The organism is Amycolatopsis sp. CFH S0740 (assembly GCF_004522315.1).
Lineage (GTDB): Bacteria > Actinomycetota > Actinomycetes > Mycobacteriales > Pseudonocardiaceae > Amycolatopsis > Amycolatopsis nivea.
On record NZ_SDLS01000026.1, the window covers coordinates 82,249 to 95,159 of the forward strand.

Consider the following 12,911-nt stretch of genomic DNA (forward strand, 5'->3'; position numbering starts at 1 on the left):
AGGGGAGAGCGCTAAAGCAACGCGCCCAGCGGCAGGATCAACGCGATCGCCACCACCGAGATCACCGTTTCCATCACCGACCAGCTCTTCAGCGTCTGGCCGACCGACATCCCGAAGTACTCCTTAACCAGCCAGAACCCGGCGTCGTTCAGGTGCGAGAAGAAGAGCGACCCGGCGCCGATGGCCAGCACTAGCAGTGCGTTGTGCGTCGGGTCCAGCGTCGCGGCCAGCGGGGCGACGATGCCCGCCGCGGAGACGGTCGCGACCGTGGCCGAGCCCGTCGCCAGGCGGATCGCCACCGCGACCAGCCAGCCGAGCAGCAGCGGGGACAGGTCCGCGCCCTTGGAAAGGCTGGTGATCACGTCGCCGACCCCGGCGTCCACGAGGGTCTGCTTGAACCCGCCGCCCGCGGCCACGATCAGCACGATCCCGGCGATCGGGCCGAGGGAGTCGCCGATGATCGACGAGAGGCGTTCCCGGTTCAGCCGTGCCGGGCGGCCCAGCACGACCATGCCGACGAGGACCGCCAGGAGCAGCGCGACGAGCGGGTCGCCGATGAAGTCCAGGACCCGGCGGGCCGGGTTTCCCTTGTCCGCCAAGATGTCCGCGAGCGCCTTGGCCAGCATCAGGACCACTGGCAGCAGCACCGTGGCCAGCGTCGCGAAGAAGCTCGGGCGGTGCTTTTCGTCGGTGCCCTCGGACTCCGGGACCAGCCGGGCGGGCGGAGCGGCGTCGGGCACCATCTTGGCGGCGAGGCGGCCGAACAGCGGGCCGGCGATGATCACCGTGGGAATGCCGACCAGCAGGCCGAGCCCCAGGGTGAGGCCGACGTTGGCGTTCAGCGATCCCGCGGCGGCCAGCGGGCCGGGGTGCGGCGGGATCAGGCCGTGCAGCACCGACAGGCCGGCCAGCGCCGGAATTCCCAGCAGCAGCACCGGTTTCCCGCTGCGCTTGGCGACCAGCAGCACCACCGGGATCAGCATCACGAGGCCGATCTCGAAGAACATCGGCAACCCGATCAGCGCGGCGACCAGCGCCATCGCCCACGGCAGCCCCGGACCGCGGACCCGGCCGAGCACGGTGTCGACGATCCGGTCCGCGCCGCCGGAATCGGCGAGCAGTTTGCCCAGCATCGCCCCGAACGCGATCAGCACGCCGACGGACGCGACGGTGCTGCCGACGCCGTTCGTGAAGCTCTTCAGCAGTTTGTCGATCGGCATCCCGGCGACCAGGCCGAGCACGCCGGAACCCAGCGTGAGCGCGAGCAGCGGATGCAGTTTCACCTTGCTGATCAGCACCACGATCACGGCGATGGCGAGCACCGTGGCGACGATCAGGCGGGTGTCGTGGCCGGTCCAGCCGGCGGCGAGGGCGGTCATGCGCGCTCCTGGAACGCTTTCAGCGCCGACGCGACGAGGTCGGCGGGCGGGCGGCTGATGTCGAAGGTGGCTCCCGGCTCGTCCGCTTCCAGCGGTTCGAGGTCGGCGAGCTGGGAATCGAGCAGCGAAACCGGCATGAAGTGGCCGCTGCGGGTCTTCATCCGCTCGGCGAGCAGGTCACGCGAGCCCTGCAGATGCAAGAACCACACGTCCCCGCCGCCGCGCAGCACGTCGCGGTAGCGCCGCTTCAGCGCGGACGAGCTGACCACCGCGCCGTTTTCGTGATGCTTGCCGATCCACTCCGCGATCGCGGCGAGCCACGGTGCCCGGTCCTCGTCGTTCAGCGGGTGCCCGGCGGTCATCTTCTCGATGTTCGCTCGCGGGTGGAAGGTGTCTGCCTCGGCGTACCCGGTCCCGAGCTCCTTTGCGAGCGCCGTGCCGACTGTCGTCTTGCCCGAGCCCGATACGCCCATCACCACGATGACCGTCATGCGCACCTCCCACGTCTTTGTGCCCTGGAGAGTCAAACTCAAAAGTACTACTTAATCAAGAAGAAGTAGTACTTAATCGAGTCAGAGGGTTAGGTTGAGCCGGTGGGGAATGATCGGCACGAGGGCATGCTCGACGAGCTCGGCGCGGCCATCGCGAGCGGCGAGCTGGCTCCGGGCGCGGTGCTGCGCTCGGAGGAGCTGCAGGAGCGGTACGGGGCGTCGCGGACGGTCGCCCGCGAGGTGGTCCGGGTCCTCGAGACGATGGGGTTGACCAGCAGCCGCCGCCGCGTCGGGGTCACCGTCCGCGAGCCGGCCGAGTGGAACCACTATGACCCGAGGCTGATCCGCTGGCAGCTCGACGGAGCCGACCGGCCGACCGCGCTGCGCACGCTGACCGAGCTGCGTTCGGCCGTCGAACCGTGTGCCGCGCGGTTCGCCGCGCTCCGGGCGACCCCGGAGGAACGCGGACGGCTGCGTGCGCTGGCGGTGCATCTCCAGCGCACGGCGCGGGCCCGCGACCTGGACGCCTTCCTCGGCCATGACGTCGCTTTCCACGATCTGCTGCTGTCCGCGTCGCGGAATCCGATGTTCGCGCAGCTGTCCTCAGTGGTCGCCGAAGTGCTCGCTGGCCGCACCGGGCACGGCCTGATGCCGGACGAACCGCAGCCCGAGGCGGTCGCGCTGCACGTCGAGGTCGCCGAAGCCATCGACCTCGCCGACGCGGCTCGCGCCGAACGCGCGATGCGCGACATCGTGGAGCAGGCACGCGAGGAAATCGCCGCCGCGGTGTCGAGTAATCTCGGCGACTGAATCGTCCACGTTCGGGGGGCTACAGGTGAGCGCGGCGCGCGCGATCGGCTTGATTCTCGGTTTGGCCGCAGACGGGGCACTCGGCGACCCGCGGCGACGTCCGCCGGTCACCGCCTTCCGGCAGGTCGTCGCCGCCACGGGGGCGCGACGCGCGGCAGGCTTGGGAATCGCGGGCGCGGCGGTCGCGGCCGGGGTGCTGGTCGAGCGGACCGGCCGCCGCAGCCCGGTGCTGCAAGCGACGACCACGGCAGTGGCGACCTGGGCGGTCGTCGGCGCGGCCGGGCTGGCGACGCAGGGCACGGAGCTCGCCCGCGATCTCGAGGAAGGCCGTCTCGAACCCGCGCGCGACACACTGTCCGAACTGGACCCGCGCGTCACGGACAGCCTCAGCACGATCGGGCTTTCCCGTGCGTCGGTGGAAACTCTGGCCGAGAACACGTCCGAAGTGGTCGTCACGCCGCTGCTGTGGGGCGCGGTCGCGGGCGTGCCCGGGCTGCTCGCGGCGCGGACGATCGGCTTGCTGCGCCGGCTGCTTCCCGGGCACTGGGTCCTCGACCGGCTTGACGAACTCGTGCACCTCCTGCCGACCAGGGTGGCGGCTGCGTTGACGGTTCTCGGCGCGCCGGTCGTCGGTGGTTCGGCGGGCGGTGCGTGGCGGGCTTGGCGGCGGGACACGATCGCGCATCCGAGCCCGAACGCGGGCCGGGTCGAGGCGGCTTTCGCCGGGGCGCTGGAGATTCGCGTCGGCGGGCGGACCGAGTACCCGCAGGGGGTCGTGGAGCTGCCGGTGCTCGGGGTCGGCCGGAATCCGGACGCCGGGCACGTGACGCGCGCGGTGGAGCTGTCCCGGGTGGTCGGCTGGCTGGCCGCGGGAACGTCGGTGCTCGTGGCGGTACTGACCGGGGTGCGCCGCCGAAACCCTTGAGCCGTCAGGGTTTCAGATGCGCGATGGCTTCCGCGTCGTTGAAACCGTCCCGTTCGGACAGCAGTGCGCCGATCCGCTGCCGGTCTTCGGATTTCTTGTTCCCGCCGTACTTGAACTTGGCCCGCACCTCGGTCACCGTCAGCTCGATGCCGCGAATCCCGGGCAGCAGCCGCCGATCCGGAGCGTCCACAGCGGACACTGGGGTGCGCTTGCCGTCCGGTTCGAAATGCGCCAGCTGGTGGTTCAGCAGCGCTGCCTTCTCCTCGGGATCGTCGATGAGCCGGACGTCGCAGGCCAGCTGCACGCTCGCGTAGTACGAAGTCGGCACGCCGAGCGCGGGATCGTCGGCGGTGTTCCAGTCCGAGCGGATGTAGGTGTAGTCGCCGGTCACCGTCAGCAGCGCGCGCGGGTGTTCCTCCAGCAGCGGCCACACCGGGTTCGGCCGGGCGAGGTGCAGGCGGACGGTCGCGTCGCCGTCGAAGACGAAATGCGTCGGCACCACCACGGGGAGATCGCGGCCGCGGCCGCCGGCGACCAATTCGCCGAAATCGTGTCCGGCGAGCCATTCCCGCCATTCGTTCTCGTCCGCGGCGTCCCAGGGGTGGATCAGCATGCCGTCAGTATCAGTGCCGCAAGTGGCCCCGACAAAGAGCCATTTTCGCGAGAAACGACCAGGCCACTCAGGCGGTCGGCGTGTACTCGTCCTCGTCTTCGGCGAGCATCTCCGCGACGGACTTGCGCCGGCCGCGCTGCGGGCGCTCGGTCGTCAGCGCGCCGCCCGGACGCAGTTCGCGGATCGTAAAATACAGCCAGCCCAGCAACGCCATCGTGCCGAACGCCAGCCACTGCAGCGCGTACGAGAAGTACGGGCCCGATTCGAGCTGCGGCAGCGGCAGCGGGCTGAGCACGCCGGGCTGGTTCTGGTCGAGCTGGAAGTACCCGGGCCGGATCGTGAGGCCGGAAGACTTCGCCACCACGCGCGAGTCGACGGTGTAGCTCTGCAGCTTCCCGTTCGTCGACGCGTCGGCGAACGCGTCGCGGTTCTTCGGGTCCGTCTCGTCGCTTCGCACGCGCGCGACGACCGTCACCTGTCCGCCCGGTGCCGCCGCGTACGGAAGCACGCCGGAGTCACTGCTGAGCCCCACGTAGCCGCGGTCGATCAGGTACACAGTGCCGTCGGTGGCGCGAAGCGGCGTGAGGACCTCGTACGCGCCTTGGCCCTGCACAGTGCGCAGCCGCGCGACAACCTCGGCCGAAGGCAGGTACGTGCCGGTGATCGTCACGAGGTGCCACTCGGTGTTCTTGTCCGGCTTCGTCCCGGGCGGCAACAGCTGCGCCGCGGGCGCGGGTTTCGCGGTGAACGACGTGGTCAGCGCGTTGTTCTGGGTGACCTGCTCGTTGTCGCGGCGGAACTGCCACGGGGCCAGCAGCGTGTAACAGCAGATGGCGAAGGTGAACACCACCACTGTCAACGCCAGCCATCCCGGCCGGAGCAGAAACCGCAACCGCACCCCTCTACGGTAGGCCGTCGCGTTCCGTGCGCGCACCCGGACCGGACGTCACGCCTGTTCGCGGACCCAGTCGAGCAGTCCCGGCACGCTCCGCTCGATCATCCCGAGCACGTCGTCGAAGCCGTCGTCGCCGCCGTAATACGGGTCCGGCACCTCGGCGCCTTCCGGAGCGGACGGGTCGAACGAACGCAGCAGCCGCACCCGCGAAGGGTCCTGGACGCGCGACTGCAGGAAGCCCAGGTGGCTCTCGTCGGCGGCGAGCAGCAGGTCGGCTTCGAGGTCTTCGTCGCTGACCTCGGCCGCGATGTGCTGGGTGGGGTAGCCGTGCGCCTTCAACGTGGCGCGCGCCCGCCGGTCGGCCGCCTCGCCGACGTGCCACGGACCCGTACCCGCGCTGGACACGCGCACGGCGTCCGAGAGACCCGCGTCGGCGAGCTTCTTGCGGAAGACGAGCTCCGCCATCGGGGAGCGGCAGATGTTCCCGGAGCAGACAAACACCAGCTTGGGCATGGTTCGCAGTCTTCCAGAGCGACCGTGCGAGGATCCCCGGGTGCCTGCATTAGCCGAGATCATCGCCGTCCTCGAACGCAGTTACCCGCCCCGGCTGGCGGAAAGCTGGGACGCTGTCGGGCTCGTCTGCGGAGACCCGGCCGAGGACGTCCGCCGCGTGCTCTTCTGCGTCGACCCGGTCGAGGAGACGCTTGCCGAGGCCGAGGAGATCGGCGCGCAGTTGATCGTCGCGCACCATCCGCTGCTGTTGCGCGGCGTGCACGGCGTCCCCGCCGACACCGCCAAGGGCTCGCTCGTGCACCGCATGATCCGCGGCGGCATCGCGCTCTACTGCGCGCACACCAACGCCGACTCGGCCGACCCCGGCGTGTCCGACGCGCTCGCGCAAGCCATCGGCCTCGAGGTCGACCGGCCGCTGGACCCGCACGAACCCGGCGGCGCCACCGGGATCGGCCGCATCGGGCACCTGCCCGCCGCGGAACCGTTCGCGCAGTTCGTCCAGCGGGTCGCCGACGCGTTGCCGGCCACCGTGCCCGGCGTGCTCGGCGCTGGAGATTCGGACCGGCTGATCCGCACGGTCGCGGTGTCGGGCGGCGCGGGCGACTCGTATTTGGCGAAGGCGACGGCCGAGGGTGTCGACGCGTACGTGACCGCGGATTTGCGCCACCATCCCGCCGGCGAACACCTCGCGTCCGCCGGAACCGTGCCCGCGCTGGTCGGCTTGACGCACTGGGCCAGCGAGTGGCCGTGGTGCGGACAGGCCTCGGCCCTTGTCGGCGCGGCCTTTGCGGGTACCGTCGAAGCTCACGTCTCCACGCGGTGCACCGACCCGTGGACCATCCGCGCTACCGCCCAGTAACTAAATCAGGGAGCACAGTGAAGGCCGACCCCGCCGTCCAGCGTCAGCTGCTCGAACTCGCGAAGGTGGACGCCGAGCTTTCGCGCGTCGCGCACCGCCGCCGCACTCTGCCCGAGCTCGCCGAGATCGAGGCCGGGGAGAAGACCGTCCGGGAGAAACGCGACGCGCTGGTGTCCGTCGAGACCGCGACGTCCGACCTCGACCGGGAGATCGCCCGGCAGGAGAAAGAGGTCGAATCGGTCCGGGCGCGCGAGGACCGCGACCGCAAGCTGATGGAATCCGGTTCGGTCGGGGCCAAGCAGATGACCGACATCGAGCACGAACTGCAGACGCTCGGCCGCCGCAAGGGCGCGCTCGAGGACGACCTGCTGGAGCTGATGGAGCAGCGCGAGGCACTGGGCCTGGACGCGCAGCGCACGAGCGCCGAGGTCGACAAGGCGACGCAGGCGGTCGAGGCCGCCGCGGCCCGCCGCGACGAGGCGTTCAAGGACCTCGACACCACCGAGGCCCGGCGCAAGGAGGACCGCGCGAAGCTGCTGCCGCGGTTCCCGGAGCCGCTGCTCAAGCTGTACACCCGCGTCTACGACCACAAGGGCATCGGCGCGGCGCTGCTGCGGGCCCGCCGGTGCGGCGCCTGCCAGCTCGAACTCGACCGCAACACCATCTCCGAGATCAAGGCCGCGGCCGAGGACAGCGTCGTGCAGTGCGACAACTGCGGCGCGATCCTGGTCCGCACGCTGGAGTCGGGGCTGTGACCGAACGGGCGATCGTCGAGGCCGACGGCGGGTCCCGGGGCAACCCGGGCCCGGCGGGCTACGGCGCGGTCGTGAAGGACGCGGCGACCGGCGAGGTGCTCGCCGAACGCCACGAATACCTCGGCATCGCGACGAACAACGTCGCGGAGTACTCCGGGCTCGTCGCCGGGCTCGCCGCGGCCGCCGAACTCGGTGTGTCCATTGTGGACGTCCGGATGGATTCGAAGCTCGTGGTCGAGCAGATGTCCGGGCGCTGGAAGATCAAGCACGCCGCGCTGCAGCCGCTCGCCGCGCAGGCGCGCGAGATCGCGGCGGGTTTCGAGCGGGTCGGCTACACCTGGATCCCGCGCGCGGAGAACTCGCACGCGGACCGGCTCGCGAACGTCGCCATGGACAGCGCCGGGTCCGGCGCGACCTCGCCCGCGCCGGTCGCCGAGACGCGGCCCCGGGCGAAGGTCACCGAACCGGACCGGGTGTCCCCGGCGGGCTGGACCGGGGCCCTCGGCACGCCCACCAAACTGCTCCTGCTGCGCCACGGCCAGACCGAGATGTCAGTCGACCGCCGCTACTCCGGGCGCGGCGACGTCCCGCTCACCGAGCACGGCCGGGGCCAGGCCGCCGCGGCCGCCAAGCGGCTTGCCGCGATGCCTGGTCTGATCGGCGAGGACGGCGAACCGGCGCCGATCGTTTCGTCGCCGCTGATCCGCACCAAGCAGACCGCGCAGGCTGTCGCCGACGCGCTCGGCGGCCGGGTCGAAACCCACCCCGGGCTCATCGAGACCGACTTCGGCGAATGGGAGGGCCTCACCTTCGGCGAGGCCGCCCAGCGGGACCCGGAACTGCACCGCTGCTGGTTGAGCGATTCCTCCTGCCCGCCGCCCGGCGGCGAGAGCTTCGACGCGGTCCACGAGCGGGTCGGCAAGGCCCGGCGCGACCTGGTCGAGCAGTACGACGGGCGCACGGTGCTCGTGGTCAGCCACGTGACGCCGATCAAGACCCTGCTGCGGATGGGGCTCGACGCCGGGCCGTCGCTGCTGTTCCGGCTGCACCTCGACCTGGCGTCGCTGTCGATCGTCGAGTTCTACCCCGACGGCAACGCCTCGGTCCGGTTGGTGAACGACATCTCGCATCTGTCCTGAACCGGACAAATGTGAGGCAGGTCACGGTCGGGGATGACGTGTGAAACGCCCCCGATGAGGTATTGGCTAGAGTGCGGTGTCGACCGCGGCGCCGCGGCGCAGGTCCCGGCCGGGACTTCAAGGGGGGCGCAGGCTCGTGCGTTTCTTCGGCAGCATCCGCAAGTGGAAACAGTGACGAGGACATGACGGCTAGCGCACTCACCGCAGTATCCGAGCCCGACCTGCCGGGGGAGAAGACGACCGACCCGCCCGCGCGGTTCAAGCTCAGCTGGCTGGCGTCGACGCTGGCGGTGCTGGCCGGCGTGGCCGCGGTCGCCTGGCACGCCACCCGCTACGGGCACTGGATCGTCGACGACGCGGCCATCACGTTCTCCTACTCGCGCAGCGTCGCCGAAGGCCTCGGCCCGGTGCTGGCCCCGGGCGCGCCGCCGGTGGAGGGCTTCTCCGACCCGACCTGGATGATCCTGCTGGCGCTCGGCAAGGTCGTCGGCCTGTTCGACAAGGGCCTGCTGTTCGGCATCCCGGACTACGTGCTGTTCCCCAAGCTGCTCGGCCTGTTCTTCGCCGCGGGAATCCTGGTGCTGTGCCACCTGGTGGCCCGCCAGGTGTTCCGCAGGCACGCGTGGGCGATCACGCTGGCCACCGGTCTCGCGCTGGCGGCGATCCCGTCGTTCGTGATCTGGGTGGTGTCCGGCCTCGAGAACTCGCTGTTCGCGTTCTTCACCACCGCGCTGGCCGCGCTGCTGTTCACCGCGCTGCGCAAGGAAAACTCGCTTTCGTTCAAGGTCGCGATCGTCGCCGGCGTGCTCGTCGCCGCGGCCGCGCTGACCCGGCCGGAAGGCCTGATCTACGCCAGCGCGTACCCGATCGTCCTGCTGTTCGGCGTGAAGCGCGAAGGATTCTGGCCCAGCTTCCGGTCCGCGCTGGTGTCCATCGCGGCCTTCGCCGTGCTGTTCGGCGGCTACGTCGTCTGGCGCTACACGGAATTCCACCGGCTGCTGGCCAACCCGTCGGTCGCCAAGAAGCAGGGCCTGCCGACGTTCGCCTCGCTCATCCGGCCGCACCAACTGGTGGAGTACGCGGGCATCGCGCTGACGCTCGTGCTGGTCGCCGTGGTCGTGTGGGCGCTGCTCAAGGCTTCGTGGCGGCGTCCGCTGATCGGGCTGGTCACGCCGCTCGTGCTCGGCGTGATCGCGTACGGCGTGATGGTCCCGGACTGGATGGCCCAGTACCGCTTCGCGACGCCGGTGTGGGTCCTTGGCGCGTTGTGCGGCGTCATGGCCTTCGCCGAGCTGCTGCGTTCCCTGCCGAAGGTGCCGCTGAAGGCGGTCGCTGCCCTCGTGCTGGTGGCCGCGGCGGTCCCGTCGGCGATCGGCTTCGTGCACCACGACGAGGAATTCGTCAAAAGCCCGACCGTGCCGGCGTGCCTGATCGCCGACCGCTTCGGCCGCGGCTTCAACACGTACGCGGACATGCTCGGCCTCCAGCACGCGTCGCTGCTGCTGCCGGACCTCGGCGGCTCGTCGATGACCAGCCGGCTCGAACTGGTCGACATGGCCGGACTCGTGAACGCCCCGATCGCGGACCTCACGCACAAGGAAGACATCGCCGGCCTGCGCGACTACGTGTTCGACACGGTCAAGCCGACCTTCATCCACTCGTGGGGCCCGTGGGCGGACGGCAACGAGATCAGCATCGACCCGCGCATCGACCGCGACTACGTCCCGATCCTCGTGTACCCCGGCCCGGGCAAACGCCAGGGCGACTTCGTCCGCAAGGACGCGGTAACCGACCCGGCGAAGCTCGCGGCGGTTCAGCACTACGCACAGGTGACGATGATGTCGGTCGAGGCACAGCGATTCGGCAACGGCCTCGAGGACTGCGGCCCGACGTTGTCGCGGGGGAGCACGATCCCGCCTCGGGGTTAGAGGACCAGCCATAGTGCGCACGTCGCCGCAGCCAACGACAGCGGCGTCGTGAGCGCGCCAAGCTTCAGGAACTCCCCCACCGGCGGATGCTCCCCGTGCCGGATGACGACACGTCGCCGCAGGGGCATCGTGTGCGAATTGCGGTCGCGATGGTCGGTGTCGAGGCGCAGCGTTTCGGTGACGGTCTCGACGGTGTGGTCCCGGCGTTGTTGCGCCGCTCGGTCAGAGCACCAGCCATAGCGCGCACGTCGCCGCTGCCAATGACAGCGGCGTCGTGAGCGCACCAAGCTTCAGGAACTCTCCCACCGGCGGATGCTCCCCGTGCCGGACCACCACCCGTCGCCACAGCAGCGTCGCCAGTGAACCGAGGTACGTCGCGTTCGGGCCGATGTTCACGCCCAGCAGCACGGCGAGCAGCACGCCCTGATTCGGGTGCGGGCCGAGCACAGACAGCAGGATCAACGTCGCGGGCAGGTTGTTGACGACGTTCGCCAGCAAAGCCGCGACACCCGCGGCGAGCAGGAGTTCGGGCAGCCCGGCGGTCGTCGGCATCAGAGTGCGCAGCAGGCCACCGAGGACGTGCTCGTCGACTGCTTCCACTACCACCGCCAGGGCGAGCACGAAGAGCACCAGCAGCGGAGACGCTTCGGCGACCACCTGCCAAGGCCGGATCTTCCGCTCCGCCAACGCTTTCGCGGCCAGCACGAGCGCAGTCAGCGCGGCAATCCAGACTGGCTCGACGTGTACCAGCTGTCCAGTCGCGAAGCCGACGAGCATGACCGCCAGCACGACCAGAGTGAAGACCGGTGCTTCCCGGTGTTCGGGTTGCCGGGTGCTGGCCGGTTCCCGCAGGTCCTTGCGGAAGAACCAGGCGAACGCAGCCAACTCCACGGCGAGCGTCACCAGCCAGGGCAACGCCATCAGTGCGGTAAACCCGGCGAAGGTGAGGCCGGAAGCGGTGAAGGCGAGCAGGTTCGTCAGGTTCGAGACCGGGAACAGCGTGGACGCCGAGTTGGCCAGGTGCGCGCACGCGTAGACATGCGGCCGTGCGGTGAGTTTCAGTTCGGCGGCAGTGGCGAGGACGACCGGGGTCAGCAGGACGACCGTGGCGTCAAGGCTGAGCACGGCGGTGACGATCGCTGCCGCGGCGAAGGTGAGCAGCAGGAGCCGAGGTTGCCGGCCGCGGCAGATTTCGGCTAGTTCGGCGCCTAGCCAGGTGAAGACGCCTTCCGCCGCGGCGAGGTGGCTGACCAGCAGGATCGCTGCGAGAAAGCCCATCGTCGGCAGCATCTGGACGACCCGTTCGCCCGCTTCGTGCGGCGAAGTCAGGCCGAGCGCGAGGACGACACCGGCGGCGGGGACCGCGAAGACAGCTTCCGGCAGGCCGCGCGGACGCGCCATGGCGAACCAGAGCGTTCCGGCCAGAAGCAGCAGGGACAGGGGACCGTTCACCCCCGAACGCTAGCCGCCGCGAAACCTCAGATCCCCGCCGGTTCCGGCACTCCCGCGCCGCGGTCCAGCACCCGCTCCTTCTCCCGGATCACCGGCAGCACCGCCCGGCCGAAGTGCTCGACGTCCTCCAGGTAGTGCAGGAAACCGAGCAGCAACAGGTTCGCGCCGCGCTTTTTGTACTCGATCGCCCGGTCCGCGATCTGTTCCGGCGTTCCGATCAAGCCGGTCCGGAATCCGTCGTTGTACTGCACCAGGTCGGCGAACTCCGAATCCGCCCACATGCCCTTGGTGTCCGAAGTGGACTTCCCGGCCTGTTTGACCGCCGAGCGGAATCCTTCGACGGCAGGCACGTTCGCCTTCGCCACGATCTCCCGCAGCACCTCGCGCGCCTCGGCTTCGGTCTCGCGGGCGATCACGAACCCGTTGAGGCCGAACCGCACCGCGTGGTCGTTCTCCGCGGCGTACCCGCGCACCTCGTCGACCTGCTCGCTGAACCCGGCGAAATCCTTGCCATTGCTGAAATACCAGTCCGAAACGCGACCGGCCAGCTTGCGCGCCGCGGTGGAGTTGCCGCCCTGGAAGACCTCCGGATGCGGCCGGCCCGGCCCGGCGACCGGTTTGGGTTTGATGTCGAAATCGTGGATCCGGTAGAAGTCGCCGCCGAACTCGGCGTGGTCGTCGGTCCACAATTCCTTGAGCACGCGGATGAACTCCTCCGAGCGGCGGTAGCGCTCGTCGTGTTCGAGCCACGGCTGCCCGAGACCGGTGAACTCGTCTTTGAACCAGCCGCTGACCACGTTCACCGCGGCCCGGCCGCCGGAGATGACGTCCGCGCTCGCGATGAACTTCGCGAGCACGCCGGGCTGCCACAGTCCGGGATGGACGGCCGCGATGACCTTCAGCCGCCGCGTCGCGAGCAGCAGCGCCAGGCTGAAACCAGTGGATTCGTGCTGGTAGGCGGCACCGTAGCTGGCGGTGTAGCGGACCTGGGTGAGCGCGTATTCGAAGCCGTTGTTCTCGGCGAGCACGGCCAGTTCGCGGTTGTACTCGTAGCCCCAGTCGGTGCGCTGTTCGATGTCGCTGGTGACCAGGCCGCCGCTCACATTCGGGACCCAGTAAGCGAATTTCAGGGGTTCGGGTGCGGTCATGCCG

Annotated in this window: 13 protein-coding genes; 6 read left to right on the forward strand and 7 right to left on the reverse strand. The window is 70.0% G+C overall.

The window, feature by feature from the left end:
* Window positions 1-11: 11 nt before the first annotated feature.
* Complete coding sequence (locus tag EIZ45_RS33945; protein WP_037815783.1) at window positions 12-1,379, reverse strand: gluconate:H+ symporter; 1,368 nt, start codon at window positions 1,377-1,379, stop codon at window positions 12-14.
* Window positions 1,376-1,870 (reverse strand): gluconokinase, encoded by a 495-nt coding sequence (locus tag EIZ45_RS33950; protein WP_167756631.1) that lies wholly within the window; start codon window positions 1,868-1,870, stop codon window positions 1,376-1,378. The genes EIZ45_RS33945 and EIZ45_RS33950 overlap by 4 nt, the downstream gene beginning before the upstream one ends.
* A gap of 126 nt (window positions 1,871-1,996) precedes the next feature.
* Between EIZ45_RS33950 and EIZ45_RS33955 the strand changes: the two genes are divergently transcribed.
* Both EIZ45_RS33955 and EIZ45_RS33960 read left to right on the forward strand, forming a co-directional pair.
* On the forward strand, window positions 1,997-2,680 hold the full coding sequence (locus tag EIZ45_RS33955; protein ID WP_037815780.1) for a FadR/GntR family transcriptional regulator: 684 nt from the start codon (window positions 1,997-1,999) through the stop codon (window positions 2,678-2,680).
* Window positions 2,681-2,705: 25 nt separating this feature from the next.
* Complete coding sequence (locus EIZ45_RS33960; protein WP_134669391.1) at window positions 2,706-3,605, forward strand: cobalamin biosynthesis protein; 900 nt, start codon at window positions 2,706-2,708, stop codon at window positions 3,603-3,605.
* A gap of 4 nt (window positions 3,606-3,609) precedes the next feature.
* Here the strand turns inward: EIZ45_RS33960 and EIZ45_RS33965 are convergent, their stop codons facing one another.
* The 3 genes from EIZ45_RS33965 to EIZ45_RS33975 all read right to left on the reverse strand — a co-directional run bounded on the left by EIZ45_RS33965 (window position 3,610) and on the right by EIZ45_RS33975 (window position 5,626).
* On the reverse strand, window positions 3,610-4,218 hold the full coding sequence (locus EIZ45_RS33965) for an FMN-binding negative transcriptional regulator (protein WP_037815777.1): 609 nt from the start codon (window positions 4,216-4,218) through the stop codon (window positions 3,610-3,612).
* A 67-nt stretch (window positions 4,219-4,285) separates the two neighbouring features.
* Window positions 4,286-5,116 (reverse strand): SURF1 family protein, encoded by an 831-nt coding sequence (locus tag EIZ45_RS33970; protein WP_037815776.1) that lies wholly within the window; start codon window positions 5,114-5,116, stop codon window positions 4,286-4,288.
* A 48-nt stretch (window positions 5,117-5,164) separates the two neighbouring features.
* On the reverse strand, window positions 5,165-5,626 hold the full coding sequence (locus EIZ45_RS33975) for a low molecular weight protein-tyrosine-phosphatase (protein ID WP_037815775.1): 462 nt from the start codon (window positions 5,624-5,626) through the stop codon (window positions 5,165-5,167).
* A gap of 40 nt (window positions 5,627-5,666) precedes the next feature.
* Between EIZ45_RS33975 and EIZ45_RS33980 the strand changes: the two genes are divergently transcribed.
* The 4 genes from EIZ45_RS33980 to EIZ45_RS33995 all read left to right on the forward strand — a co-directional run bounded on the left by EIZ45_RS33980 (window position 5,667) and on the right by EIZ45_RS33995 (window position 10,307).
* Entirely contained in the window at window positions 5,667-6,485 is an 819-nt protein-coding gene (locus EIZ45_RS33980; protein WP_037815773.1) for a Nif3-like dinuclear metal center hexameric protein, read from the forward strand.
* 17 nt (window positions 6,486-6,502) lie between these two features.
* On the forward strand, window positions 6,503-7,240 hold the full coding sequence (locus EIZ45_RS33985) for a zinc ribbon domain-containing protein (protein WP_037815771.1): 738 nt from the start codon (window positions 6,503-6,505) through the stop codon (window positions 7,238-7,240).
* A complete protein-coding gene (locus tag EIZ45_RS33990) occupies window positions 7,237-8,379 on the forward strand; it encodes a bifunctional RNase H/acid phosphatase (protein WP_167756632.1) in 1,143 nt (380 codons plus the stop codon). The genes EIZ45_RS33985 and EIZ45_RS33990 overlap by 4 nt, the downstream gene beginning before the upstream one ends.
* 182 nt (window positions 8,380-8,561) lie before the next feature.
* Window positions 8,562-10,307, forward strand: coding sequence for a hypothetical protein (locus tag EIZ45_RS33995; protein ID WP_134669393.1), 1,746 nt, complete (start codon window positions 8,562-8,564; stop codon window positions 10,305-10,307).
* A 222-nt stretch (window positions 10,308-10,529) separates the two neighbouring features.
* Here the strand turns inward: EIZ45_RS33995 and EIZ45_RS34005 are convergent, their stop codons facing one another.
* On the reverse strand, window positions 10,530-11,708 hold the full coding sequence (locus EIZ45_RS34005) for an SLC13 family permease (protein ID WP_134669445.1): 1,179 nt from the start codon (window positions 11,706-11,708) through the stop codon (window positions 10,530-10,532).
* A gap of 77 nt (window positions 11,709-11,785) precedes the next feature.
* On the reverse strand, window positions 11,786-12,907 hold the full coding sequence (gene sfnG / locus EIZ45_RS34010) for a dimethylsulfone monooxygenase SfnG (RefSeq protein WP_134669396.1): 1,122 nt from the start codon (window positions 12,905-12,907) through the stop codon (window positions 11,786-11,788).
* Window positions 12,908-12,911: the final 4 nt, after the last annotated feature.